This window comes from Dehalobacter sp. (assembly GCA_023667845.1).
Lineage (GTDB): Bacteria > Bacillota > Desulfitobacteriia > Desulfitobacteriales > Syntrophobotulaceae > Dehalobacter.
This window is the reverse complement of sequence record JAMPIU010000053.1, coordinates 43,547-69,275: the sequence shown is the minus strand read 5'-3', so window position 1 is coordinate 69,275 and position 25,729 is coordinate 43,547. Positions and strand designations below refer to the sequence as shown.

Annotated in this window: 22 protein-coding genes; 7 read left to right on the top strand and 15 right to left on the bottom strand. The window is 44.1% G+C overall.

The genetic code is table 11. The features are described 5' to 3' along the window. Nucleotides 1–5 precede the first annotated feature (5 nt). The 9 genes from NC238_03910 to NC238_03870 form a co-directional block, all read right to left on the bottom strand. Nucleotides 6–776, bottom strand: coding sequence for a carbon monoxide dehydrogenase accessory protein CooC (locus tag NC238_03910; protein MCM1565103.1), 771 nt, complete (start codon nt 774–776; stop codon nt 6–8). Between the two features lie 86 nt (nt 777–862). Further along, a complete protein-coding gene (gene cooS, locus NC238_03905; protein ID MCM1565102.1) occupies nt 863–2,845 on the bottom strand; it encodes an anaerobic carbon-monoxide dehydrogenase catalytic subunit in 1,983 nt (660 codons plus the stop codon). Between the two features lie 667 nt (nt 2,846–3,512). Further along, nucleotides 3,513–4,421, bottom strand: coding sequence for an amidohydrolase family protein (locus NC238_03900; GenBank protein MCM1565101.1), 909 nt, complete (start codon nt 4,419–4,421; stop codon nt 3,513–3,515). A gap of 89 nt (nt 4,422–4,510) precedes the next feature. Further along, entirely contained in the window at nt 4,511–5,314 is an 804-nt protein-coding gene (locus NC238_03895) for a methyltetrahydrofolate cobalamin methyltransferase (GenBank protein ID MCM1565100.1), read from the bottom strand. Between the two features lie 177 nt (nt 5,315–5,491). Next, on the bottom strand, nt 5,492–6,340 hold the full coding sequence (locus tag NC238_03890) for a bifunctional 5,10-methylenetetrahydrofolate dehydrogenase/5,10-methenyltetrahydrofolate cyclohydrolase (GenBank protein ID MCM1565099.1): 849 nt from the start codon (nt 6,338–6,340) through the stop codon (nt 5,492–5,494). A 5-nt stretch (nt 6,341–6,345) separates the two neighbouring features. Further along, complete coding sequence (locus tag NC238_03885) at nt 6,346–6,978, bottom strand: cyclodeaminase/cyclohydrolase family protein (protein MCM1565098.1); 633 nt, start codon at nt 6,976–6,978, stop codon at nt 6,346–6,348. A gap of 262 nt (nt 6,979–7,240) precedes the next feature. Further along, the gene (locus tag NC238_03880; GenBank protein MCM1565097.1) at nt 7,241–8,917 is read right to left on the bottom strand and encodes a formate--tetrahydrofolate ligase; all 1,677 of its coding nucleotides are present in this window, start codon (nt 8,915–8,917) and stop codon (nt 7,241–7,243) included. 42 nt (nt 8,918–8,959) lie between these two features. After that, complete coding sequence (locus NC238_03875; protein MCM1565096.1) at nt 8,960–9,865, bottom strand: formate/nitrite transporter family protein; 906 nt, start codon at nt 9,863–9,865, stop codon at nt 8,960–8,962. A 97-nt stretch (nt 9,866–9,962) separates the two neighbouring features. Further along, the gene (locus NC238_03870) at nt 9,963–11,525 is read right to left on the bottom strand and encodes a methylenetetrahydrofolate reductase C-terminal domain-containing protein (GenBank protein MCM1565095.1); all 1,563 of its coding nucleotides are present in this window, start codon (nt 11,523–11,525) and stop codon (nt 9,963–9,965) included. Between the two features lie 344 nt (nt 11,526–11,869). On the opposite strand from NC238_03870, the gene NC238_03865 reads away from it, so the two are divergent. The 4 genes from NC238_03865 to queF all read left to right on the top strand — a co-directional run bounded on the left by NC238_03865 (nt 11,870) and on the right by queF (nt 15,642). Then, nucleotides 11,870–13,663: an ASKHA domain-containing protein gene (locus NC238_03865; protein ID MCM1565094.1), complete on the top strand. Its 1,794-nt coding sequence runs from the start codon at nt 11,870–11,872 to the stop codon at nt 13,661–13,663. Nucleotides 13,664–13,764: 101 nt separating this feature from the next. Next, on the top strand, nt 13,765–14,478 hold the full coding sequence (locus NC238_03860) for a GntR family transcriptional regulator (GenBank protein ID MCM1565093.1): 714 nt from the start codon (nt 13,765–13,767) through the stop codon (nt 14,476–14,478). Nucleotides 14,479–14,648: 170 nt separating this feature from the next. Further along, a complete protein-coding gene (locus NC238_03855) occupies nt 14,649–15,197 on the top strand; it encodes a VUT family protein (protein MCM1565092.1) in 549 nt (182 codons plus the stop codon). Beyond that, entirely contained in the window at nt 15,178–15,642 is a 465-nt protein-coding gene (queF, locus tag NC238_03850; GenBank protein MCM1565091.1) for a preQ(1) synthase, read from the top strand. Before NC238_03855 ends, queF begins: the two co-directional genes overlap by 20 nt. Here queF and NC238_03845 read toward each other — a convergent pair. After that, the gene (locus NC238_03845) at nt 15,626–16,327 is read right to left on the bottom strand and encodes a protein-L-isoaspartate(D-aspartate) O-methyltransferase (protein MCM1565090.1); all 702 of its coding nucleotides are present in this window, start codon (nt 16,325–16,327) and stop codon (nt 15,626–15,628) included. The genes queF and NC238_03845 overlap by 17 nt on opposite strands. 151 nt (nt 16,328–16,478) lie before the next feature. Here NC238_03845 and glpK point away from each other — a divergent pair, with 151 nt between their 5' ends. Beyond that, nucleotides 16,479–17,996, top strand: a complete 1,518-nt coding sequence (gene glpK / locus NC238_03840; protein ID MCM1565089.1) for a glycerol kinase GlpK — start codon at nt 16,479–16,481, stop codon at nt 17,994–17,996. 156 nt (nt 17,997–18,152) lie between these two features. Beyond that, on the top strand, nt 18,153–18,887 hold the full coding sequence (locus NC238_03835; GenBank protein ID MCM1565088.1) for a M48 family metallopeptidase: 735 nt from the start codon (nt 18,153–18,155) through the stop codon (nt 18,885–18,887). On the opposite strand, the gene NC238_03830 is transcribed toward NC238_03835, so the two are convergent. The 5 genes from NC238_03830 to NC238_03810 form a co-directional block, all read right to left on the bottom strand. After that, nucleotides 18,884–19,627, bottom strand: a complete 744-nt coding sequence (locus NC238_03830; protein MCM1565087.1) for a TIGR03915 family putative DNA repair protein — start codon at nt 19,625–19,627, stop codon at nt 18,884–18,886. The two genes, NC238_03835 and NC238_03830, sit on opposite strands and share 4 nt — an antisense overlap. A gap of 79 nt (nt 19,628–19,706) precedes the next feature. Next, nucleotides 19,707–20,933, bottom strand: a complete 1,227-nt coding sequence (locus tag NC238_03825) for a putative DNA modification/repair radical SAM protein (protein ID MCM1565086.1) — start codon at nt 20,931–20,933, stop codon at nt 19,707–19,709. 420 nt (nt 20,934–21,353) lie between these two features. Continuing rightward, a complete protein-coding gene (locus tag NC238_03820; protein ID MCM1565085.1) occupies nt 21,354–21,938 on the bottom strand; it encodes an indolepyruvate oxidoreductase subunit beta in 585 nt (194 codons plus the stop codon). Next, on the bottom strand, nt 21,931–23,694 hold the full coding sequence (gene iorA / locus NC238_03815) for an indolepyruvate ferredoxin oxidoreductase subunit alpha (protein ID MCM1565084.1): 1,764 nt from the start codon (nt 23,692–23,694) through the stop codon (nt 21,931–21,933). Before iorA ends, NC238_03820 begins: the two co-directional genes overlap by 8 nt. A 219-nt stretch (nt 23,695–23,913) precedes the next feature. Further along, a complete protein-coding gene (locus NC238_03810; protein MCM1565083.1) occupies nt 23,914–24,261 on the bottom strand; it encodes a type II toxin-antitoxin system Phd/YefM family antitoxin in 348 nt (115 codons plus the stop codon). A 307-nt stretch (nt 24,262–24,568) separates the two neighbouring features. Here NC238_03810 and NC238_03805 point away from each other — a divergent pair, with 307 nt between their 5' ends. Then, nucleotides 24,569–25,690 (top strand): ATPase, encoded by a 1,122-nt coding sequence (locus NC238_03805; GenBank protein MCM1565082.1) that lies wholly within the window; start codon nt 24,569–24,571, stop codon nt 25,688–25,690. The last annotated feature ends 39 nt before the right edge of the window (nt 25,691–25,729 follow it).

The following is a 25,729-nucleotide window of genomic DNA, read 5'->3' as shown; positions in this document are numbered from 1 at the left end:
CTTTTCTATATCAAAGCATTGAGCTTAATCTTAATTGCTTTAACTTCTTCAACAATCTTATTGTCCGTGAAAGGAGACTGGTCTGCCCGATCAGAATTGACGACGTTTGCGTTGTAAGAGATAAAACCCAGGCAGGCTTCAAAATCGATATTGTCGAGGATATACCCTTTATCTGCATCGTTTTTGATCTTGTTGCCCACGGCATAAATTTTCGATACGCCGATATCGGAAGCCAGCTTCTTGATCTTGTGGTACGTCTGGAGGCTTCTGGCTCCGGGCTCAATGACCACAATAAAGGCATTCACACCCTGGGCTGTTCCTCTGCCGAGATGCTCAATCCCGGCTTCCATATCCATAACGACAACATCTTTATTTTGCAGGACTAAATGAGAAGTAAGTCTTTTCAACAGGACATGTTCCGGGCAAACGCAGCCGCTGCCGCCGCTTTCGACGGTACCCATCGTTAACAGATTTACACCGTTATAGCGGGTACAGTATTTGTCCGGGATATCATCTACCTGCGGATTCAATTTAAACATTTTACTAAAGGAATCGGTCGGGGTACTTGTTCTTTCGGCAATCAGTTCTTTCATCTCGGCGATCGGTACGATCTTGGAAATAATCTCGTCAGGAAAACCAAGGGCCAAAGCCAGATTGGCATCAGGATCGGCATCAACTGCCAGGACCCGGTAGCCTTCCGCTGCATACAGTCTGCTTAGAATTGCTGCAAAAGTTGTTTTGCCGACGCCACCTTTACCTGTAATTGCTATTTTTATTTAAATCACCCCGATGCACGATTTATCTTTGTTATTGGTTGCAAGAAGAAATTCTTCTTGCAACAAAACGACCATGGCCGCGTTTTTTAAAAGCCGGCAGGAATTAAGTCGTCATAGCCGGTGACATTCATTCTCTGAACGTTAAGGGCTTCGACTTTGGCTCTCTTTTCTTCAATTCTGGCCAGCATTTTTTCTGCGGCTACAGCCGGATCTGTTTCAAAGTAGAATTTTGCTCCTACCCAGTCTTCCAGTTTGTTGGTCAGGATATCTGTAACTTCCGGGCTTCCAGTTACCGGAGGAACAACGCCCAGGAAGGTATCAATTCCAGAGCTTACTACATAGGTACCGATGGCGATAGCTTTTTCGGACATCCATTCCGGAGCTGCGCCGACAACCGGCAATTCACTCATATCGAGTCCCAGAATCTTGGCTACTTCACCAACCAGTTCAAGGATACGACTGTTGTCAACACAGGAGCCCATATGCAGAACAGGAGGGATATCGGCCAGTTCGCATACTTTTTGTAAGCCTACTCCGCAATACTTGACAGCATCTTTGCTTAAGAGACCAGCTTTGGCAGCAGCCTGAGCCGCACAGCCGGTAACAACAACAATGACGTCATTGGCGAGCATCTTTTTAATGATCTCGATATGGCTATGGTCACCTTTCACCTTCGGGTTGTTGCAGCCGACGACACCGGCTGCGCCTCTTAATACACCAGAAACTAAGCATTGCGCCAATGGTTCAAACGTGCCTGGCTTATGCGTATAAGAATTGACAACGCGGTCCAACTGGCCAATAATAGCCTGGTTGCTGTAACCGATCGTGCCGGTTGATTTATGTGTTGGGATGGAAACCTTTTCGTGCTTTCTGTTTGTATAGTTCTCTACTGCTTTCCGAATTATTCTCTTTGCGCATTCATAGGCGTTGTTCTCATCAAATTCGATATGAACGGCGTCTTTAATTTTTGCAAGTCTTGAGGTTGTGATAAATTTGGTATGGTAACATTGAGCCAGGTTGGCCAGGGCAGGGAAGATACATTGAACGTCCACAATCATGGCCTCAACGGCGCCGGTAACAATCGCGAGCTCCTGCTGATTGAAATTCCCGGCAATTTTAATGCCATGACGCATCGCGACTTCATTGCCGGTACAGCAAATGCCGACCAGGTTGATTCCCTCTGCGCCGACACTCTTGGCCAGAGCCTTCAGCTCAGGGTCATCAGCGGCAATAACGATCATTTCCGATAAACTGGGTTCATGACCATGCAAGACAATGTTCACCATGTTTTTCTCAATAACACCCATGTTGGCTTCGATTTCTCTCGGCATCGGGGTTCCAAAGATAATATCGCTGAATTCAGTACCGATATAGGAACCGCCCCAACCGTCGGTCAAAGATGTCCGCATAGAAAGATTGATCATGCTTTCAGCATCAGCGGTACAGCCCATATGTGTAGCATGCATAATCGATACAACTTCTTTGTCAATAGCATCGGGGAGGATATCATTATCTTCCCAGACTTTTAATCTTTGTTTAGTAATACTTGGCGGAATAACCATCGAACCAAAAGGCTTGCCAAAATCATTCAGAGCTGCTTCAGCAACTTCATGGGCAACCCGGTAGATATCTTTGCCTTCTGTAGCCACACCCCATCTGGCTGCAACATTCAGCAGTTTTTTCTCGTCACGGATTTGATAATCTCCGTCCGGACTTGCCATATGAAGTACATGGGCAATATGTCTGCCGTGATCGGAGTGTGCAGATGAACCGCCTGCTACCATTCGGGCATAATGCCTGGAAGCAATAACATCCGCAGTGGCGCCGCAAATACCTTTTTGAACGCCTTTTCCTGGAATCGGGCTGACGCGGCAAGGACCCATGGTACAAATCCGGCAGCAGACACCTTGCTCACCAAAACCGCATTGGTTTTTGAGAGCGGCTTTTCTGTCCCAGAGTGTTTCGGAACCGTCATTCCGGGCCTTGACGTAAAGCTCTTGAGTAGCTAAATCTACTGACAGTGTTGTTTCGTCCAGTAATTTTTTTTCATCCTGTAGTTTTTCGTCCATTGCGTTTCCTCCTTCAATAACTATACGTTGTCTTTAAATCGTTTAGCTGCTACAGATAGCTAATACTTAAAGTAAAAAGTGTCGTGTACTGAGGTTTTAACTCGAAATCGGGTCCTTTATGAGTAAATTCACAAACTTTTTTAAAAATATAAGGATTAGAGCTCTGGCAGTAAAAATGGTATAAAATAGACAGTGTAAATTTAAGATTATTATAGTACGAAATTTTTCGGGAATATATTGATCCGTTGTTAATGAACGAAATGGGAGGCTGAATAGCAATTATTCAATTCTTAACAGCATAATTTATATATACTTGTATATAAATAAAAAATTAAAAAATTACCTGTATAGGTTTGTATATCTTTGTATATACAAGGATTATGACACTTTTGCTTTAATAAATACAAAATTTATTATAAACAATTGTGGTATTTGCTTTTTAATATCTTAAAAAGAATTTTTTTACAAAATAATACTTATTGATTTCACTTAGTAATTTAGCACGTAGGGTTAGGGTCTCAGGATGTTATGATATTCCGAGGAGATCCAGACGACAGGATTAGTGTATGCTAGTTTTTCGATGATGGTAGAAAGCTCGTTTTTCAACATTTCACAACAAATCACTGTTGTCTTTATCATAATTTCTCAATTCAATCGATTTTTTTGCTTAGGAGATATAATCCAATTCTTTATTATTGAGATTTAAAGCACTGATTCCGTTTGCAGTGGCCAGTTCCAAAACGGCGTGTTTGCTTATTCCTGTCATAACCATGTGACCGACTTCATCATAGAAACCTTTTCCGTGGGATACCCCGTATGAACCAGCATCGCTGCCAACGGCGATTTTTACGCCTAATTCAAAGGCTTTTTTGACCTGGGCTTTCTGCGTATCATAAATCCGGGCAATATTCGGCAATTGGTCTGTAAAGCGGCTGTCTTTTGAAGTAATCAGGTTGCCCAAAGGTGCTAATGTAGGGACCCAGATGGCATCGTGTTCCAGCATCAGCTGCAATTCATGTTCTGTCAAAAAATAACCGTGCTCAATTGTATTTGCACCGGCTCTCACAGCGATACCAACTGCTTCTGCCGAGTTAGTGTGGACCATTACGGGAAGGTCTTGATCCCTTGCTGTCTGTATCATGTAGTACATTTCATCATAACTGAAATGTGAGCCGTCAACTTTCCCGAATTGATCAAAATCTACAAGTCCGGTCAGTAGTATCTTAAGATGATCGGGCTTTAACGCAAGCAGCTTTTTAAAAACATTTTTGAAATCAGCTATATCGGCAACCGGTCTGCCCAAAAAGCTGCCGTAGCATCCTTGTTTGTAGATCGCAAAACCAGGGGTCCGGAGAATCATTCCTTCTTCAAGGGCCAGTTCCCTGGCCAGAAGAGATACATTTAAGTTGTCTCCCCCGTCACGTAGTGCGCAAATGCCCATTTTTTTATATTTCCTAAGGAAATTGGTGATTATAGTTGAATTGGGGTTATCTTTGTGCAGCAGACGTGCCTCTTTAAAAGCTATTCCATCCAAAGCCAAATGAACATGGGCGTCAACCAATATGTTTTTAATCATTTTATTCACCTGGCTTTAAAAGGTTTTGCGGACCACCAGAAGGGGAACGCCTTTCTAGTGGTCACAAATTTCATTTTTCTTGTCTATCTTTATTTCACAGGACCAATTTTACCTTGTCTGAAAGCGGTGCTGAACTTTCTGCAGTTCTTGTCTTTACCCATTAATGCTTCAGTTGCGAGCAGGGTTGCAATCATATCTCTGCTGCAGGGATCCATAATTGCGGAATCCATACCAAAGAAAGTAGCCAGGGCCAGGAAGTTCTGGTTCACAACTTTTCTTAAAGGCATTCCAAAAGAGATGTTGCTCAAACCGGAAGTGATCTTGATTGTCGGGTACATTTCTTTGATTCTTGTCATGCTTTCATTAAAGGAGTACATAGAATTGTTATCAGTAGACAAAGCAATAACCAAGGGGTCGACATGCATCCTGTCAGGAGTAATATCATATTTAGCAGCTTCCTCAACCATTTGCTTAGCAATTCTGACTCTGGTGTCAACGTCTTTCGGAATTCCGTCATTGTCGCAAGTCAGCGCAATGACTTCCCAGGTCGTTCCCTTGATAAGCGGGAAAATGACATCGCATTTGTCGCCTTCCATGGAAACGGAATTGATAAGCCCCGGTCTCTTGGCATATTTAAAAACGGCTTCAATTGCACGCGGATTGGGGCTGTCAATACAGAGGGGAGTGTCAACGGCATCCTGAACAATATCCATTAACCATTTCAGTGTTTCCACTTCAACGTCAGGTGATGTGCTGGCACTGACATCTAGGTAGTGGGCGCCGTCATTGGTCTGGTCAATCGCACGCTGGCGGATAAAGTCAGCATCTCTTTCTTCAATCGCTTTTTTTACGATAGGGATTGTACCATTGATTTTTTCACCAATAATAATCATCTATCAAATTCACTCCTTCATGAAATTTGTATATACAGGTATACGCTTAGAGTTTAACATTGTTTCTACATATGGTCAATATCTTTTTCGACAAAGTACGCTATATTCTAAAAATAAAAGTATCCTAAATATTTTATCTTTCATAGACTATTTAGATTGCTGGGTCAACAAGGTTTATCAGTGTTTTTTTCTGGCTGCCCGCAGACAGTTTTTCATCAAAATCGCGGTGGTAATCGAACCTACGCCGCCCGGTACAGGGGTGATCGCACTGACTTTGTCCACGACTGCATCATAATCGACATCCCCGCACATCTTGCCGTCTCCGGCATCGTTGATGCCAACGTCGATGACAACGGTGTTTTCGGATACGTATTTGTCATCGATCATTTTGGCTCTGCCCATCGCAGCAATGATGATGTCCGCTTTCTTCGCAATTCCGGCCATATCTTTGGTCTTGGAATGGCACATCGTCACGGTCGCATTTTCTTTTAAGAGCATCATGGCCAGCGGTTTGCCGACAACGAGGCTTCTTCCCATGACCACTACATTCGCGCCGCTAAGATTGTAGCCGTAATGGCTCAAGGTTTCCATACATGCTGCGGGCGTGCAGGGCAGGAGTCCGCTCATATCGCCTTCAAATACTTTGGCCAGATTCAGCGGATTCATGCAGTCAATGTCTTTATCTGCCGAGATCAGGTGCTTGATGACTTCTTCGTCCAGCTGTTTCGGTAGCGGACGGAACAGCATGATGCCATGAACGGTACTGTCATTGTTGACCCCCGTCATGACTTTTGTGAATTCTTCCATGCTGATATTTAAGTCCAAAGGATAGGTCTTGGTTGCAATGCCAAGATTATCGCAGTTTTTAATAATGTTGTTTTCATAGTAAACGTCGTCCGGACGGCTGCCGACGCGAATGATGCCTAAGGTCGGGTTGATGCCTTCAGCTTTTAAAGCCGCAACTTCCTGCTGGAGGTTTTCTTTCATGGCCTGAACAACGGGTTTAGCGTTAAGAATCTGAGTCATGCTGCTTATTTACCTCCTGTGATTGCATTCTGAACTTCCGCAAAGATGCGGTCGGCTTTGGCGGTATATGTGGTGACAAGTTCATTCAGTTCAGTCTCAATTTTCTGTTTTAGAACCTGATCTTTCATGATCTGGGTGTTGATTAAGACATTCAGTTTGGCACCTTCGAGCGCAGCTTTCAGGAAGGTTACGCCGACACCGACGTCGCTAATCGCAATACGGGTGCCTTTCTGAGCGAATTCTTCCTGAAGATTGATGCCGTCAGCGCAGCATCTGGCAATATCGAGCGGTACAAGTGTTGCTTTAACCAAAGCGGCCTGCAAGGTTTCTTCTTTGGCCCGGATTTCTTCTTCAGTATTTTTAGGCAGTCCGTAAGCCTGGGAAAGCGGATAGAAAGCATCAGCATCTTCTTTGACCAGAACCTGCAGTTTTTCAATGATCTTCTGGCCTTTTTCCATCAGGACGAGTACATCGGCTTCAACATCAGCATATTTCTTCTTGCCGACAGTTAAACTTCCTACCATGACACCCAGCGCCATGCCGATGGAGCCAACATAAGCAGAAGCACCGCCGCCGCCAGGAATCGGCTCTTTGGAAGACAGAGCGTTTACAAATTCAATACAGCTCTTTTTCAACATAATATTCATCTCCTGTTCTTAATTTTTTTTGCTACTAAATTATTGCGTGAGCAACCAATATATAGCGATCCCATAGTCATGTCATCTTAAGACAAGTATTCTACAAAATACTCAAAGCTTAAATTCTGGTATCTAGTTCTAGAAACTAGTCTGTGTAATACATAGACAACGTCAGTGAATAAAGATTAAGAGCATTTATAGAATGAGATGGTAGTACGAAGCTGCCATCTCATTCTTATTGGAAACAATATTAAACTTTATCTTAGAATAAGCCGGAAATCTTACCGGTGCTGTCTACGTCAATGTTTTCAGCAGACGGTACTTTCGGCAGGCCGGGCATGGTCATGATGTCTCCGGTAAGTGCAACGGCAAAGCCTGCACCAGCAGAAATCTTCACGCCACGGATCGAGATTCTGAAGCCTGATGGACGTCCCAGTTTCTTCTGGTCATCAGACAAGGAATACTGGGTCTTCGCCATACAGACCGGAACATCACGATAGCCGATTTTTTCGATATTCTCAATATCTGCGGAGCTGCTGCCAATGAAGTCAACACCGTCTGCACCATAGATCTTGGTGGCAATTGCGGTAATCTTGTCTTTGAGGCCCATGTTGATGTCATAAGCAAAGTTAAAGTTTTTCGGGCTGTCAATGATGCGAAGGACTTCTTCAGCCAGTTTCGCACCACCAGGGCCGCCTTTTTCCCAAACTTCGGAAAGGGCTACATTAACGCCGAGTTTCTTGCACTCGTCTTCAATCATTGCCAGTTCAGCTTCGCTGTCGGTTGGGAACTTGTTGATCGCAACAACGGCAGGCAGACCAAAGTTGATGGTGACGTTTTCGACGTGTTTTAAGAGGTTCGGCAAGCCTTTTTTGAGGGCATCCAGGTTTTCTTTGTTGAGATCAGCTTTGGCTACGCCGCCATGGGATTTGAGCGCGCGAACGGTTGCAACAATAACAACGGCTTCCGGACGCAGGCCACTTAAACGACATTTAATGTCAATAAATTTCTCAGCGCCGAGGTCAGCACCGAATCCAGCTTCGGTTACAACATAGTCGCCAAGTTTTAAAGCCATCTTGGTCGCCATAACACTGTTGCAGCCGTGAGCAATGTTCGCGAACGGTCCGCCGTGAATGAAAGCTGGTGTATGTTCAAGAGTTTGTACAAGGTTCGGTTTTAAAGCATCTTTCATCAGGGCACCAACAGCACCTTGACACTTCAGTTGACCGGCAGTTACGGGTTCACCGCTTCTGTTGTAGGCGACAATGATTCTCTCAACTCTTGCTTTGAAGTCGTCAATATCGCTGGATAGGCACATGATCGCCATGATTTCAGAAGCAACCGTGATGTCAAAGCCGTCTTCTCTCGGAGTGCCATTGGCTTTGCCGCCAAGTCCGTTGACAATGAAGCGGAGCTGGCGGTCATTCATATCCATGCATCTTTTCCAAGTAATTCTACGGACATCGATATCCAGCGCGTTGCCTTGTTGGATATGGTTGTCGAGCATCGCTGCAATCAGGTTGTTGGCAGCACCGATGGCATGAAAATCACCTGTGAAGTGAAGGTTGATATCTTCCATTGGTACGACCTGAGCATAACCGCCGCCAGCGGCGCCACCTTTGACACCAAATACAGGGCCTAAGGATGGTTCGCGTAGTGCAATGACAGTTTTTTTGCCGAGATAATGGAGAGCATCTCCTAAACCGACGGATGTCGTAGTTTTACCTTCTCCGGCAGGAGTCGGGTTGATGGCAGTAACAAGAATCAGTTTGCCATTCGGTGTGTCCGCTTTTTGATTTAATAAGTTGTAGTCGACCTTGGCTTTGTATTTGCCATAGGATTCCAGATAATCCTCGGGGATTCCGAGTTCTTTTGCTACATCTAATACAGGCAGCATGGTTGATTCCTGGGCGATTTCAATATCACTTTTGAAAGCCATTGGTTTTCCCCCTTTTTTTAATTATGGACATTTTGCTTAACTTTATTTAGATTTTACGTAAGCACTATCAAATTTTTTCTGAACAAGATGGTCTACATCCAAAACAGTAGTGGATTTCTTTTTGTACATGAAGCTCAGCCAGTAAATAAGTCCGACAAATATGCTTCCGCCAACGATATTTCCGAGCGTAACAGGAATAAGGTTATTCACGACAAACGTTCCCCAGTTAAGGTGAGCAAGTTTTTCAGGTGTTACACCGAGCGTTGCAGCCTGGGCCACCCAGGTCGGGTTGGCTTTGGCAAGAATGCCGGCAGGAATGTAATACATATTGGCAACACAGTGTTCAAAACCAGAAGTAATGAACAGCCAGATCGGAAAAAAGATAGCAAGAAGTTTACCGGTGATATCCTTGGCGGCATTCGCCATCCAAACAGCCATACAAACCAGCCAGTTACACAAGATTCCCATGAAGAAAGCTTTCGGGAAAGTCAGGCCCGTCTTATATGCGGCGACTTTGATTGTAAACCCTCCGAGTAGACCTGAGGAAAAGTCAAACTGGCCGGAGTAAAGGATAAACAAGACGACAAGCATGGAACCAATAAAGTTCCCGATATAGACAATCGTCCAATTACGCAGCATCTTTAGCCATCTTGATTCCTTTTCCATACAAGATACCACAATCAGGGTGTTTCCGGTGAATAATTCAGCTCCGGTGATAACCACCATCATCAGTCCTGTGGCAAATAAGGCACCAGCGAGTGCTTTGCCTAAGCCAACAGAAGTGATGGTGTGAATGGCAGTATTAGAGCCTTCCGCCGCGAAGGCAATAAAGGCTCCCGCTAGTATTGCCAACAGCAGCAATTTCAATATAGAAGAATTCGTTTTATTCTTTCCATATTCTACAAATCCCTCAGTAATCTCTGAAGGAGTTTTAAACATTTTTTCCATTCTCCTACCCCTATTATAAGTGTATTTGGACTGATTTAAAAGGTCATAAGGTTTAAAGGACGGTTACAAAGACTGAATGCCTTTAAACTGAAGCACTTTATTCTTTTTCTTTGGACTTTGTTCTAGGTTTAATGCCAAGTCTTTCCGCAGAGTGGTCCTGGCCTTCAAAAAAGTTTATCCAGCCTGAAGTATGCTGTTTTTCCCAATTGTAAGGGCTCACATGATAGGAATTCAGCTTTTCTTCCTCAGAATAGCCTTTTAAGCGGTAATAGGCTTTGACCCAGATGCACTTTTGCTTGTCCGGATACACTTCACACCAGCCGTTGTAGCTTCCTTCACATGGGCCGTTCCGTTGGTTCTTGGGACAGTTGCCCATTGGACAGACATAGGCTACATCGATCAGCGCACAGTCACCGCAGTCCTGGCAATTGTACATGCAGGATTTGGCGAGATGCTCAATGCCGTGGAAAGGTTTTTCCAGCGCAGAATCCTTTATGGCATGACAAAATCCGCGCATAAAGCCGAACATTCCTTTGTTAGGTTCAAACATCATCTTGTGAACAACTCTAGACATCTTATAATTCAAATCAAAGCTCTTCTCATAATTGTTGTAGTCATTGGATTTTTGAGCAGTATTCAAGCCGGTCTTTTCATCTTTGGCGTAAACATAGAAACCGTTTTTTTGAGGATAGTCAAACTCCCGAATATAATCCTGCCAGTTGGCGGTCAATTCGTTTCCACGGTCAATAATATATTCAACTTGTTCATACGTCGTATTATGCCCGCCGAGATGAACGCCTTTGTAGCCCATACCTTTCAGGATAGCAAAGAGTTTCGCTGCCCTATCGAGCATGGCGGCAACACCCTTGTCGCTGCTTTGTTTTTCCTGTTCCAGTTCAGCAACAAGCTTGTCCGTAACAACACATCCGGGGACTTTATTCATACTCATCGCTTTGGCAGCACCATAAGTCAGCAGGTAAATATTTCCCATCAGACACCCGGGCAGGTTATTGTGCTTCACAAATTGATAGAGTTCGTGGTACTTTCTGACATCGTAGCCAACTTGGGGTATAATGAACTGAGCACCATTCTCGATCTTCTTTTTGAGCTTGGTGTACTGGAGCATCTGCTCGGCTTCGGTGGCTTTAAAAGGTGAAACAGCAGCACCCGCAAACAGATGGGTTGGCTGAAGTTTATTGACACCTCTAACTGTGGGAAGTTCCAACCCGTCATTCATCTTGGTGATAAAGGCCAAGAGCTGAGTGGAATCAAGGTCAAAAACCGGTTTGGGCCGTCCGAAGAAATTACCTGGATCATAGTCGCCGGTCAGTACCAGTAAGTTATGGAGTCCCGAACGTTCCAGGGAAAAAAGCTGGCTTTCCAGTTGTGTGCGGTTTTTGTCCTTGCAGGCAACGTGAATAATTGCATCGATGCCCAGACTTTTGATTTCCCTGCCAATGCCCTCAGGATTAATGCCGACACTTCCACCCGGGTTGTCAGTCAGACTAACAGCATGGATCTTTTTCCCTTTAGCAGTCTGCTCCGCCAATTGAAGCGCTTTTTCCTGAGAAACTTCTTTAGAGCCGCGGCCGGGTACGAGTTCCCATGTTACAATAAACTCATTGTTGTCCTGTATTGCTTTACGAAAAGCGTTCTCCATAAGTATCCCCCTTTCCAATTATTCTCAAAAGTCTAACATGAAAATAAAAAATAAAGAAAATAAAAAGAGATAATTGCGTCCAAATAATGTATACTATTGTATATACAGGTGTTTTGCTTACTTTAATATATCATCCGAATTTTCAATAGTCAATATATTTAAAAGACAAAAAATAAGAGATTTTTTAGAAAATAATTTCTATTTCGACAATAGCCTGAAACTACCGACTTGTAATTAAGGAAAGTTACGTTTTATAATATGATATGTTAGAATGTTTTTTTGGAAAAAGACGGTTGTCCTTCGCTGAAAATGGCAGGTTTTATTATAACAGAAAGGAAAACAATATGATGAAAAAAGTTCTATTTCCAAGCCAGAATAAAGAAATCTTATGCCAGGAGAATGACACGGTCGCTGCTGCCTGTTCAGGCCTTGGATATCCACTTGATCTTGTATGCGGAGGAAAAGGTACATGTAAAAAATGCACAGTTGAAATAGAAAGGGACGGCATACGGCAGGAAGTATTGGCGTGTCAGGAACCAGTAAGCGACGGCTTGATCGTTTATCTTAAATATGAAGACTATAAACATGAAGCCTCAATTTTAACAGATCGTATTGAAACAGAGCTAAACATCGATCCGCCAGTTAAAAAGATCTTTATCGATAAGAAGTTTCTAAGAACTCCGTTCTATTACGGGGACTGGGAACATATTCAAGCCACGGTTCCATTCCGGATTAATACGCCAGCTTTATGCCTTCTGCAAAAATTATCACTGCTGATGCAGAAACAGGAAATGACAGGCATTACTTTGGTCTTAAGAGACGAACAGCTGCTTGATATTGAGCAGGGCGACACCTCAGCCAGCAATTATGGATTTGCCGTTGACCTTGGGAGTACCTCAGTTGTGGCCTACTTATATGACCTTAATAGCGGCAAAAAAGTAGGGGTATATTCCGGCTTAAACGGTCAGATTACGGAAGGTGCGGATGTTATATCCCGCATTATGGCGGCGATAAATAATCCTGAAGGGCTAAAAATTCTTCAGCGTAAAGTAGTAGAGACCATTAACACCCTGATTCTGGAAGCGATACAGCAAAACCAGATCAGCGCTGAAAATATCTATACGATGGTGATTTGCGGCAACAGTGCCATGCAGCACCTCTTTTTAGGTTTGTATCCTGGATCTCTTGGCAGGACGCCTTACACCAATACGATTTTAAGTGAAGTGTTAACAACAGCACGGGAGTTGAGCCTTAACATTCATCCCAATGCCATTATTGATTTTTTACCTTTGATCGGGGGCTTCGTCGGAGCGGACACTTTGGCTGTCCTACTGGCTTTGCCTGAAGGGGAACGTCAAGGGAACAGATTGATTATTGATCTTGGAACAAACGGCGAAATTTTATTGGGGAACGAGAAGAAGTGGCTAGCCACTTCAACTGCTGCCGGACCGGCCCTCGAAGGAGCAACGATCCGCTTTGGAATGCGTGGAACAAACGGAGCCATCGAACGGGTAAAACTGTCGGAAGGTAAAATTAAATTAAAAGTGATTGGCGGAGAACAGCCCAAAGGGATTTGTGGCTCCGGTATCGTTGATGCAGTTGCTGAAATGTTGAAAGCCGAGCTGATCAGTAAAGAAGGCAGACTGCTGCCTCCCGACAAATATTTAAAAATTTGCCGGCCGGAAAATCAAAGATTTGCTGATTATCTGGCAAAAATTGACGGGGTCAGCGTTTTCTACCTGATGGATGAGGGACAGTCCGGTGATAACGACCGAATTTACATCAGCCAAAAGGATATTCGTGCTGTACAGCTAGCCAAAAGCGCCATTTATACAGGATGTATGCTATTAATGAAAGAATATGGGCTGAAAGGAGAAGATCTCGAGGAAATTCTGATTGCCGGGGCCTTCGGCAACTATATTGACGCTCCAAGTGCTCAGGTACTCGGTCTGTTTCCCGATTTTTCGAATGTACCCATCCGGTCCATAGGCAATGCGGCAGGAGCCGGAGCATTGAATTTTCTACTGTCCAGAAATATACGGATGAATACTTTGATATTATTGGCAAAGGTAACCCATTTTGACCTGGCGGCAAATCCTGCTTTTCAACAGGAATATCTGCAGAATACAGGTTTTTGAAGAAAGTAAATAAGTTAGTGGCTTAAAAAATATTGATGGATTTATTAATCTGTTCCTATGTATAATATATGATAACTAAATAATTGCCGAGGAGTAAGAAGATGGAATTACCAATCTATCAACATATTATTGAAGAGATAAAGAAAAAAATCAAAGAGGGTGTTTTGAAGCCGGGAGATGCGATCCCTTCAGAAAATTCATTGTGTGATACCTATGGCGTGAGCCGGATGACGGTCCGCAAGGGTCTGGCAATCTTAGTGAATGAGGGATATATCACCTCTATCCCTGGCAAGGGTAGCTTTGTGAATGAACCGGATTCCAAGAAATACATCTTATATTACAACGAGATGGCAAATCTGATTAACACCATCGATACGACCAAGCTGATTGAAGTTAAAATTATCCTGCCGACACCAAGACTCATTGACAGTCTGAATATACCCCAAAGCAAAAAAATAATTATGGTTAAACGGATCCATTGCAGCAATGGAGAAGCAGTCGCGTATGATGAAAAATACCTGATTTACTACAAGGGAATGCCTATCGTTGAAAAAGAAATCAAATACAATACTTTCCCGGAAATTGTTTCTCGGTATACTTCTCTGTTTGCGATTAAGAAAGAATTAACAATTTCTGCCCAAATGCCTGATGAAAAAATATCAAAATACCTGTCCCTGTACAATGCTCTCCCACTTTTGGTTGTTGAGCAAAGACTGTTTAATACACAGGATAAGCCAATCGGGCTGGGTATTACTTATTATCGAGGAGACAGCTGCAAGCTATCCGCATCCTGGCCGTTTACCGATATGGAATAGACCATTTAACTTAATAAGACAGTTCGTCATCCATCCTGTCTCTAAACAAAACTAGGGAAGCTATCGTCTGGTAGTTTTAGGGCAGTTACATGCCCTTTTTATTTTTAACATCCATGGACGGCAAGGAGTGGCAAATCTTTGGGTCATTATTTATTATTAGGAGAAAAATAATGTTGCTTATTCTTTATTTAGCTGCCATCATTATTGCGAATATTATTACTGCAGCGCTGGCACCTTTGCAGATAGGACCGTTTTTAATTCCTTACGGAAGCTGGCTGATCGGGGTGACGTTGGTACTTAGGGACATTATTCAGCGCAAGTACGGGCGAAAAGCTGCTTATCTGGCGATTACCACGGCTCTTGTCCTATCGGCTGTTTCCTCCAAACTTCTTGGAGATACTTTGACCATTACCTTGGCTTCAGCCATTTCCTTTTTGATATCGGAATCGGCAGATACGGAAATTTATACGAGGCTTAAAGGCTCTTTCCTGCGTAAAGTGTTTGCGAGCGGGATTGTCAGCAGTTTTCTCGATAGTTTAGTCTTTATATTAATCGGTCTGTCCCCGCTTATTTCAGGCATCCTGATCTGGGATTTTGTACCGAATGCAGTACTCGGGCAGTTTGCTGTTAAGAGTCTGATGCAAGTGCTCGGAATAAGCATTCTGTTTATGATTAAGAACCGTTGGGAGGTTACCGTAAATGAAAAACAAGGAAACTGAGGACCTGTCACTTCTGGGATCGGGACAAACACGCTATGTTTTTGATTATGATCCGGACATACTGGAGAGTTTTGCAAACAAGTATCCCGATAATAATTATTTTGTCCGCTTAAATTGCCCTGAATTTACCAGCCTGTGTCCGATTACCGGCCAGCCGGATTTTGGAACGATGATTATCAATTACATTCCGGATCAAAAATTGGTAGAAAGCAAATCGTTGAAGCTATATCTTTTCAGTTTCCGCAACCATGGAGGTTTCCACGAAGATGTTGTCAACATCATCATGAAGGACCTGATCCGGCTACTTGAACCTAGATATATCGAAGTTATAGGAGAATTCAGCCCCAGAGGAGGGATCTCCATTCATCCTTACAGCAATTATGGACAGCCGGATAGCAAATGGGTAGAATTTGCCGTGAAGAGGCTGCTTAAGTACGGGAAATAGACGAGCGGGGACATGGGAGCGTTTCTTTTGTTCCCGCTGCTGTCCCAGAGAGCAGCGGTACAAAGCGGCAGTAGTCATCCCAGCTGTCAATATAGCCTTCCGGATTTGTATTGGTCTTTTGTCTGACCAGCAAACGCTGACAGGCTAGCCCTTCGCCGGCTTCAAGCGGGACAACGATTTTTCCGTCGACATCGAGCTGTTCAAGCCAGCAAGGTCCAATGACCGGTGTTGCTGCCGTTACGAGGATTCCCCGGTACGGTGCATTTGGTTCATAACCGTTTCGGCCGTCGGCAATGATACTGCAGATTGGATAGTTCAGCTGTTCAAATAATACTCGAACTTTAAGGGCGAGTGCTTCGATTCTTTCGATGGTTGTCACGGCCATACCCATCTCGGCCAGCAAAGCAGACTGATAGCCGGAACCCGTACCTATTTCAAGGACTTTGTCACCAGGTTCCAAAGCCAATAGCTCGGTCATTTTAGCGACAATAAAGGGCTGAGAGATCGTCTGCTTCTCTCCGATCGGAAGCGGTTCATCATCATAACTGTAGGGCCATAAATCTTCAGGAATGAACAAATGTCTGGGGATTTTTTTAATGGCGTCCAGGATGCGTTTGTCATGAACTCCTTGAGGAGCTACATGCTCATCAACGAGTATGGCTGCTTTTTCCTGCCAGTTTTGCATAGTCTGACACTTCTTTCCTCAGATAATTCTGGTTGCCGTGTTCATCTATTCAGCTTAATCGGGTACTGATTGGAACTATTTTGGCCTGTTTTCTCATTAATTATAGTATAATAAAATTATTTGCGAAAAGTATTCGGGCTTTGGCTCATTAATGAACTGGTTAATGGAGGAACACAAATGGTTCAAAAATATATTATTGCGCGATCAGGGGACAACAAGCTCACGGGCTGTCATTTTTAACCATGAAGGAATGATCGTAGGTAAAGCCCAAAAAGAGTTTGCCCAGATTTATCCGTTCCCGGGGTGGGTTGAACATGATCCTTTGGAAATCTGGGACACCCAGCTGGCTGCTATCAGAGAGGTTCTGGATCAGACGAACATAAATCCGGATGATATTGTTGGGCTAGGGATAGCAAATCAAAGGGAGACGACTGTGGTTTGGAACCGTTTTACCGGCAAACCTGTCTATCATGCGATTGTCTGGCAATGCCGTAGAACGACGGAACTTTGCGAGCAGATACTGAACGGTACCTTGAACGAGTATATTTCAGATGCGACCGGCCTTGTTGCGGATGCTTATTTTTCCGGAACGAAAATTCGCTGGATCCTGGATCATATCCCGGATGGTCAGGCGATGGCCGAAAAAGAGGATTTGCTTTTTGGCACAATTGACAGCTGGCTCGTCTGGAATCTTACCAAAGGCCGGCTGCATATTACGGATTACAGCAATGCCTCCCGGACCATGCTCTATAATATCAGGGAACTAGCGTGGGATGACAAAATATTATCTTATTTGGATATCCCCAGACCACTGCTGGCGGAAGTCTGTCCGAGCAGCCACTGTTACGGTGTAACAGATTCTTCGATATTTGGAGCTGAAATACCGATAGCTGGCATAGCCGGTGATCAGCAGGCCGCACTTTTTGGGCAGGCCTGCTTTACAGAAGGAATGGTCAAAAATACCTACGGTACGGGTTGTTTTATCCTGATGCATACCGGTAGAAATATGATCCGGTCTCAAAATAAATTGCTGACGACAATTGCCTGGGGAATTGACAACGAGGTGGAATATGCGCTGGAAGGCAGTGTGTTTATTGGCGGAGCAGTCATTCAGTGGCTTCGTGATGAACTTGGATTGCTGAAAACTTCTGCCGAAAGCGAGTATTATGCAACTCAGGTCAAAGATACGAACGATGTCTATATTGTTCCGGCCTTCGTCGGACTCGGCGCACCATACTGGGATATGCATGCCCGCGGCATAGTGACCGGACTTACCCGGGGCGCAAACCGTTTCCACCTTGTAAGAGCCGCGCTGGAGAGCATTGCTTATCAGACAAATGATGTTCTTACGGCAATGGCTAAGGATGCCGATATCCCTCTTAAGGCCTTGAAAGTAGACGGCGGTGCAGCTGATAATAATTTCCTGCTGCAGTTTCAGGCGGATCTCAGCGGTATTCCGGTTGAACGGTCAGAAATTTGTGAGGTTACGGCTTTGGGAGCAGCATATCTGGCAGGTTTGGCAACCGGATACTGGAAGGACAAGGAAGAGCTGAAAGACCTTAGTAAAGGGCGCCTTATTTTTGCTTCGAACATCACCGAATCTGAGCGCCAACAATACCTGAGCGGGTGGAAAGTGGCAGTCAGCCAGGCAACCTATCGGACGGTATGACGGGATTATGAACGAAAAATACAAATAAAAGATATATTCAGATAATATTTATTGGCGTAAAGGTTTCTTTTTTTCCCTTAATCGTAGTAAAATAGTCTTGCTCGATTTTTTGCACAGGGCAATATCATTATTTTCGGGAGTAAAGTGGAAGGCAAAATGGAATACCTTCGTATAGGCAAAAGGCAAATTGAATACGAGCTTCGAAAAAGCAGCAAAGCAAAAAGATTGATTGTTACCATCAAACATCAGAAGTTAAAGGTTTCTGTTCCTGCCGAAGTTACTTTCACCCAGGCCAGACGATATCTGGAAAACAATAAAGACCTGATATTGAAGTACATCGAAAAACAAAATTCAGCAGCAGGGGAAACTGCTGCGAAGGAATATGTTTCAGGTGAAAAACTACTGTACAGGGGCAGGCATTATCCTCTGCTGATCGAGGAAAAGGCCGGACCCGGAAGCTCCTCAGCATCGTTTATTGGAAGCAGGATCGTTGTAACCGTTCCACCGGGGTTATCAAAAGAGAAAAAAAGTCAATCAACCAAAAAGATACTGGAAGAATGGTATATCCGACAGGCCCAAAAGCTTCTTCCTGAACAGGTTGAGTATTATGCCAGACAGCTGGATATTATCTATCAAAAACTTAGAATTAAGGATCAAAAAACAAAATGGGGAAGCTGTTCAAGCAAAGGATACATCAACTTAAATTGGCGCATTATCATGGCACCGAACCAGGTTGCGGCTTATGTGATTATTCACGAATTAGCCCATCTTAAGTACATGAACCATTCCAAGGAATTTTGGGCATTCGTGGAACAAATTCTGCCGGACTATAAGAAGTGGAAAAACTGGTTGAAAGAACATTGTAATGAATTGATGGACGGATGGGACTAAAGCAGCTCCGATTTTCGAAATTCTACCAGGTTATGCCGATAGCGCTGGGGGACAAAATGGGATTGGAGCTTTTTATTTTTGCGGTTTTCGATGCTGATACGGGTAAAATATTTAGCCCAGAGCTCTTGGTAAAATTGTTCTGTCTCTGAATCAGGAATGGCTGCTTCCTCGGAGGAATCGGAAAGGTACCATTCTTTTTTATTGCAGATAATCGCAAGATTTCTTTTTTTGTCATGAATAATGAAACGTTCGCCTGCTAGCCTGTCAGCAAAATGGTCGGCCAGAAGAATTAATATATTATGATCCGGCTCCAGAACCGCATAAAGATAACTGCCGGTATCCGTAAAGCGAAGCAGCCCTAAAAAGCGTTCTGCTTCAAAAGATACTTTCTTGGCTGTTTGCCGGATCGGCAATACCTCGGGATGAGAATGAATGCTGTCAATTTTCGGACCTAATTGAAAGCCGAGCTGAAGGTATTTTAAGATAAGGTTTTCTTTGGCGGGATTGTTCGAGAGGTATACATAATAGATCTGCATTAAGGAGTAGACAGAAATTTTTCTGTCTATCGCATCATAAACCCTGGCAGCAAGCACAGGATCACTTTGGATAACAGTAGATGGCGTGAACATATTGAACTGATACGAAGCTTCAGGATAGATTCCATGGGCTTTTTGTTCATAATAGCTGTAATATATTGAAGTCAGTAAACCGTCAAAGCTTCCGTCATATAAATAATCCATTTTCAACAGTCCCTCATTCTTCGGAAGACTCCTAGAACCTTGTCAACCCTAAAATGATCATATATGTTTACAGGATAAATCAAAACAAACATAGCTGAACGGGTTTGGCCACAGGTGTCAGGGCCTGGCGCACCAAGGCACTTTCTGCAGGGATGCCTCCGTAATAACAGCCCTGACACGTGATAAAATATTTAGCGCGCTTAAGAACCACCCCCATTTTTTTAAGATGATTATAAGAAATATTACCCAGCCTGCGCTGCCGAATGATTCTCTGGGCGGAAGTCACGCCTACGCCAGGAATTCGAAGCAGCTCTTCATAAGAGGCTTGGTTGATTTCTAGAGGAAATAACTGCATGTTTCGAAGCGCCCAGGAAATTTTGGGATCAAAATCGGTATCCAAAAACGGACTCTGTTCATTGACGATTTCATCCGCTTTAAAGCTGTAAAATCTCAGCAGCCAGTCCGCCTGATAGAGCCGGTGTTCTCTAAGCAAAGGCGGAGAAGTGGAAAGAGCAGGAAGATTTGGGCCCTCATTAACGGGAACATAGGCCGAGTAATAGACTCTTTTCAACTGAAAACGGTTGTAAAGGGTTTCTGTGGCTTTAATAATGGAAAGGTCGCTGTCTTTGCTTGCCCCGACAATCATCTGGGTCGACTGTCCTGCTGGAACAAATTTTTGGACGTGCCGGAAAATCTTTCTTTCGGAAGCGTTTTGCGTCATCTGATGATGAATTTGATTCATCGGCGCAAATAGGACGGGCAGTGTCTTTTGCGGGGCCAGGAGTTTGAGGCTCTGCTCTGTAGGCTGTTCAATATTAATGCTCATCCTGTCGGCGAGCAATCCGGTCTTGTTGACCAGTGCCGGATCGGCGCCGGGAATCACTTTGACGTGTATATATCCGTAAAAGTGATATTCATGCCTCAGAATGTCAAGAACCTGATAAATCCTTTCCATGGTATGATTTGGACTGCGCTCAATACCCGAGCTCAAAAAAAGACCTTCAATATAATTCCGCCTGTAGAATTGAATCGTCAGGTCGGCAACTTCCCTTGGCGTGAAACTGGCTCGCGGGATATCATTCTGATTGCGGTTGACGCAGTAATTGCAGTTATAGATGCAGTAGTTGGTCAGGAGAATCTTTAAAAGCGAAACACAGCGGCCATCAGCAGACCAGGTATGGCAAATGCCAAATGATTTGGAGTTGCCGATACCGCCTTGATTATGCTTATTTACCCCGCTTGACGCACAAGAGACATCATACTTGGCTCCATCAGCGAGGACTGCAAGTTTTTCCAGAGTACCCATGCTCATCACCCAAATTAATTCTAGCACAGGATAATGAATAAAGCAAACATATGTTCGATAAAGTCGTGCTGTCCCCTTTTTTCGTATGAGAATCCCACATTCTCTAGATGATGGCTTAATGAACGAGATATTAACGACATGGTACTGTTCGCGCCAAGTGGAGCTCGGATGCGGAACGCGACTGTTTGTGCCATGGATGGCACAACAGCCGAAAAGAGGATGGCACCATGTCGTCAACCTTAGCCTAGCTCAAAAAATGCTGATAACAGTCAAAAACCATTAGCAGCATCATATTGGTTTAGAGTTACTCTTGTTTTGGGGTTCACCCCAACATTTGACATAGAGCCTAAAAAAATACTGCCAATAGCATAACACTATTAGCAGTATCCTATCGGTCATTTTTTTGTACAGAGATACAACTCAGCGGTCAAAACTGTTCCAGCCCTCTTCAAAAGCTTTCAGATTGACCTCAAGCAGTTTGGAGGGGACTGTTTCCCGGATAACATCAAGCCAAGTTTGCTTGTCGATCTTCAGGCATCTGGCCAGCAATCCCAGCAAAACAACGTTGACTGCTTTAGCGTTACCAGCTTCGACAGCCTTTTCGAGTCCGTTGATGATGAAAACTTCTTTACGTTCTTTTTTAATAATATCCAACACATCGGAAGGATATTGCGCTGCTCCGACGACTACCGGCATAGGATCGATCCTTTGGTCATTAATTAAGATGCTGCCATCCTTTTTCAGATAGGGCAGCCAGCGGAGAGCCTCCAGCTTCTCAAAAGCGAGTATAATATCCGCTTCACCTTCAGGAATGATCGGGGAGGCGACTTCTTTGCCGTATCTTACCTGGGTAACCACACTCCCGCCCCGCTGAGCCATCCCGTGAATCTCCGAGACCTTAACGTCCTGGCCGGTCATTTGGACGGCGCCCGCCAGTACTCTGCTTGCAAGGATTGTTCCCTGTCCCCCTACTCCAACAATAAGAATATTCGTGATATCAGTCATTGGCGCTACCTTCTTTCCTCATTGCTTCGCTGGGGCAGACGGTGGCACAAAGCCCGCAGCCTACACACTGGGCAAGATTGATCCTGACTTTTTTCCCTTCCTTGGCAATACAGGGACAGCCTAACTTAAGGCAGCGTAGACAGCCGGTACAAGCTCCCGGGGATACGCTATAAGGGTTATTCCTGCTTTTATCGATCAGGGCGCAATTCCGTTGGGTGATTATGACTGAAGGCTCTTCTGCAGCCAGTTCTTCTCCGACAATTTTTTCTAGCCCCTCCAGCTCAAACGGGTCAACAACCCGTACCCGTTCTACGCCGACGGCCTTGGCCAGAAGGACGAGATCAATTTCTTTGGTAGGCTCTCCTTTAACTGTAAACCCGGTCGTCGGGTTATGTTGGTGGCCGGTCATTGCCGTGATGCGGTTATCCAGAATAATTGTCGTTGTTGTTGCTTTATTGTAGACAACGTCAACAAGTGCAGTTATTCCCGAATGAATGAAAGTAGAATCTCCAATCACAGCGACCAGGCTGCGTGCAAAATCCTTACCTCTGGCTTTCTCCATACCAATAGCAGTACCGATGCTTGCTCCCATACAAATGGTCGTGTCAATGGCTTTAAGCGGAGCAAGGCAGCCAAGCGTATAACAACCGATGTCACCGGCGACAGTGACTTTAAGCTTATTAAGTACATAGAAAAGACCTCTGTGCGGACAGCCGGGACATAGGACAGGAGGACGCGGAGGAACTTCATATTGCAGTTGATCTGGTTCGGCCGTCTCGCGGGGAGAACAGTCCCCAAGCGTCTGTACCATTTTGGCGGCAATCGTTTCCGGCAGTAATTCTCCGATCAGCGGAAAAGTATCCTTGCCATGAACATCAAGACCCCAGGATCTTACATACTCTTCGATAAAAGGTTCCAATTCTTCGACAATATATAACTGATCTACTTTGTCCGCAAAGTCCATAATCATTTTTTGGGGCAGCGGGAAGGTCATGCCAAGTTTTAAGATTGAAACTTCCGGTAAAATTTCTTTGACATACTGGTAGGTTACGCCGCTGGTAATTACTCCGATTTTTGTATCGTTCCATTCAACACGGTTTAAATCGGTACTTTCAGCGTAGTTTTTTAGTTTTATCAGCCTATCCTCAACAACTACATGGCGATGACGGGCATTTGCGGGAATCATCACATATTTGGAAGGATTTTTCTGATATTCCTTGATTCCTTTCTCCTCACGGTCAGCAAGTTCGACCAGGGACTGGGAATGTGCCACCCGTGTTGTCGTTCTGAGCATAACCGGAGTATCAAACATCTCGCTGATGTCAAAAGCCAATTTGGTAAAATCTTTGGCCTCCTGGCTGTTGGCCGGCTCTAGTACCGGAATTTTTGCTGCCCGTCCAAAATGACGGTTATCCTGTTCATTTTGAGAACTATGCATGCCCGGATCGTCAGCAGATACAAGTACCAGTCCACCGTTAACACCGGTATACGAAAGTGTAAACAAGGGATCTGCTGCTACGTTTACCCCAACATGTTTCATGGAGACAAGCGCTCTTCCGCCGGCAATCGCAGCACCCAAACCAACTTCGAGTGCTACTTTTTCGTTCGGGGACCATTCCGCATACATCTCATCATATTTTGCTGCGTTTTCTGTAATTTCCGTACTGGGGGTTCCTGGATAAGCCGTGCATACTACAACTCCGGCTTCCCAGGCACCTCTTGCAATCGCTTCGTTGCCTGTCAGAAGCTTTTTCATTGTCTCCATCCTCTCAAATTTTAGATCTGCATTTATAAGATATCATCAAATGTTATAGGTTGTTTTCGGTGATATAAGATTCATTATAGTATGAATAAAGAAAACAGTTCAAGCAAAATCCAAGCTATTTTTTTGAAAATATCTGGATGATTGCCAAACTGTTATAATTTATATAACTGTTCAATTTATATATAGGAATCAAATTTATTGGTTCGTCATTTAGTCATTTGATTCGCTTTCAAGATCCAGGCCTTCGAGGTCTTCACTTTCAAGGAAAATATTGATTTCATCGTCAGAAAGAGCATTTGTTTTCAGGGAGGCATAATTATCCTGGAAATGGGGCGAATAGAGCGGAGAACTGATATTCTGACCAGAGGCGACCATATCTCGGATGCGCATTAGTTCCGAATATTCATGGATGGAGATGATGACAGCCTGGGGTTTATTATTTTTGACGATGATATAGGGATTGCCTTCATCTTCAACGGCCTGAATAACTTTTGAAGCTTGTCCGCGGCCTAACTCCGAAACGGAAATCATACAGTCAAATACCCGGCGCAAATCCATGCGAAAATCTCCCCTCCCTCAGCAGATCACAAATGCCATGCTCAGACAAACGTCCAAAGACATTTTGATTATAAGCTGGAAACTGGAATAATGCAACAAGCGGCTGAATGATTTTAGTGGTAATTAACATGCATATCTGCATGAAAATAGTCGAAGAAACGACAATCCTTATTAATAAGGGAAATAAATCAATGAGATTTGTCAAACTTTTTTTCCTGAACTGCCCTGAACCATCAATTGAACCTTTTAAGGCAACAGGCAATAAAATGAAGCGTGAACATATTATTCATTGAGGAGTGTCGGTAAAATGAAAGGAAACATGAAACATGTATTTCCGGGCGGAAATACCTCAGAGGGATTTTTTTCGTACTATTCGTTTCTGCTGGAAAAAGGTACGAAACGGATTTTTGTGCTCAAAGGAGGACCTGGTGTCGGAAAATCAACGTTGATGAAAAAAATTGGGAACAGAATGGCAGAAATGGGTTATGATGTGGAATTCCACCACTGCTCTTCCGATCATCACTCCCTGGACGGAATAGCAGTTGTGGATGCCGGGGTTGTGATGGTTGATGGAACTGCACCGCATATTGTGGATCCGAAGTATCCTGGAGGTCTGGATGAAATCATCAATCTGGGAGAATTCTGGGATACGGATGCCATACAGCACAATGTAAAACATATTATCGCTTCAACGAATGAAGTCAGCCGTCTGTTTGCCAGGGCTTACCGTTTGTTAAGTGCAGCCAGAGCTGTCGCGGAGAATATGATGGCCATAACCAGGCAGTCTATGGATTTTTTTGCGTTGAATATGGAAACATCGCGTTTGGCAAAGAAAATATTTGAGGGTGTGTACATGGCGGAAAGCTCCTGTAGGACCGGCGTGGCCAGACATCTGTTTTCCTGTGCGTATACACCGGAAGGTTTTGTTGATTTTACAGATTCTATTCTGCAGGAAATCCGGGAAATTGTTTATCTGGAAGGCGAGATGGGTACAGGAAGATCCGTTTTTATGGAGAAAATTGCCGCTAAGGCCATGGAAAATGGTTTTGATGTAGAAATCTATCACTTACCGCTGATCCCTTCCAAGATCGGAACGATTGTGATCAAAGAACTGCAGGTCGCCCTGACGTCGAGCGAATATTTCCGAAACAATCATCAAGAGTCCGTTAACCTGAACAGGCATGTCCATACAGAGCTTTCTTTATCACTGACACAGGAACGGAACAGTGACCTGGATTTGTTTGGTCATCTTATGCTCAGCGGAATGGACTGTATTCACCAGGTCAAACAGGAGCACGATGCTTTGGAGCAATATTATGTGCCGTATATGAATTTTAAGGCTGTCGAAGAAAAATACGAGGAGATCTTGAGCAGGATTTTGGATATTGTGGACAGTGAGGCCTGCGCAGCAGAAAAACAACTGCATTAAGACATACCGCGGAGAGGGGGGACAAAAGGATACGTTCCT

Coding starts and splice junctions, on each gene's coding strand:
- cooS (MCM1565102.1), bottom strand. CDS start 2,845: ATGGACGAAAAACTACAGGATGAAAAAAAATTACTGGACGAAACAACA.
- NC238_03900 (MCM1565101.1), bottom strand. CDS start 4,421: ATGATTAAAAACATATTGGTTGACGCCCATGTTCATTTGGCTTTGGAT.
- NC238_03895 (MCM1565100.1), bottom strand. CDS start 5,314: ATGATTATTATTGGTGAAAAAATCAATGGTACAATCCCTATCGTAAAA.
- NC238_03890 (MCM1565099.1), bottom strand. CDS start 6,340: ATGACTCAGATTCTTAACGCTAAACCCGTTGTTCAGGCCATGAAAGAA.
- NC238_03885 (MCM1565098.1), bottom strand. CDS start 6,978: ATGTTGAAAAAGAGCTGTATTGAATTTGTAAACGCTCTGTCTTCCAAA.
- NC238_03880 (MCM1565097.1), bottom strand. CDS start 8,917: ATGGCTTTCAAAAGTGATATTGAAATCGCCCAGGAATCAACCATGCTG.
- NC238_03875 (MCM1565096.1), bottom strand. CDS start 9,865: ATGGAAAAAATGTTTAAAACTCCTTCAGAGATTACTGAGGGATTTGTA.
- NC238_03870 (MCM1565095.1), bottom strand. CDS start 11,525: ATGGAGAACGCTTTTCGTAAAGCAATACAGGACAACAATGAGTTTATT.
- NC238_03865 (MCM1565094.1), top strand. CDS start 11,870: ATGATGAAAAAAGTTCTATTTCCAAGCCAGAATAAAGAAATCTTATGC.
- NC238_03860 (MCM1565093.1), top strand. CDS start 13,765: ATGGAATTACCAATCTATCAACATATTATTGAAGAGATAAAGAAAAAA.
- NC238_03855 (MCM1565092.1), top strand. CDS start 14,649: ATGTTGCTTATTCTTTATTTAGCTGCCATCATTATTGCGAATATTATT.
- queF (MCM1565091.1), top strand. CDS start 15,178: ATGAAAAACAAGGAAACTGAGGACCTGTCACTTCTGGGATCGGGACAA.
- NC238_03845 (MCM1565090.1), bottom strand. CDS start 16,327: ATGCAAAACTGGCAGGAAAAAGCAGCCATACTCGTTGATGAGCATGTA.
- glpK (MCM1565089.1), top strand. CDS start 16,479: ATGAACTGGTTAATGGAGGAACACAAATGGTTCAAAAATATATTATTG.
- NC238_03835 (MCM1565088.1), top strand. CDS start 18,153: ATGGAATACCTTCGTATAGGCAAAAGGCAAATTGAATACGAGCTTCGA.
- NC238_03830 (MCM1565087.1), bottom strand. CDS start 19,627: ATGGATTATTTATATGACGGAAGCTTTGACGGTTTACTGACTTCAATA.
- NC238_03825 (MCM1565086.1), bottom strand. CDS start 20,933: ATGGGTACTCTGGAAAAACTTGCAGTCCTCGCTGATGGAGCCAAGTAT.
- NC238_03820 (MCM1565085.1), bottom strand. CDS start 21,938: ATGACTGATATCACGAATATTCTTATTGTTGGAGTAGGGGGACAGGGA.
- iorA (MCM1565084.1), bottom strand. CDS start 23,694: ATGAAAAAGCTTCTGACAGGCAACGAAGCGATTGCAAGAGGTGCCTGG.
- NC238_03810 (MCM1565083.1), bottom strand. CDS start 24,261: ATGGATTTGCGCCGGGTATTTGACTGTATGATTTCCGTTTCGGAGTTA.
- NC238_03805 (MCM1565082.1), top strand. CDS start 24,569: ATGAAAGGAAACATGAAACATGTATTTCCGGGCGGAAATACCTCAGAG.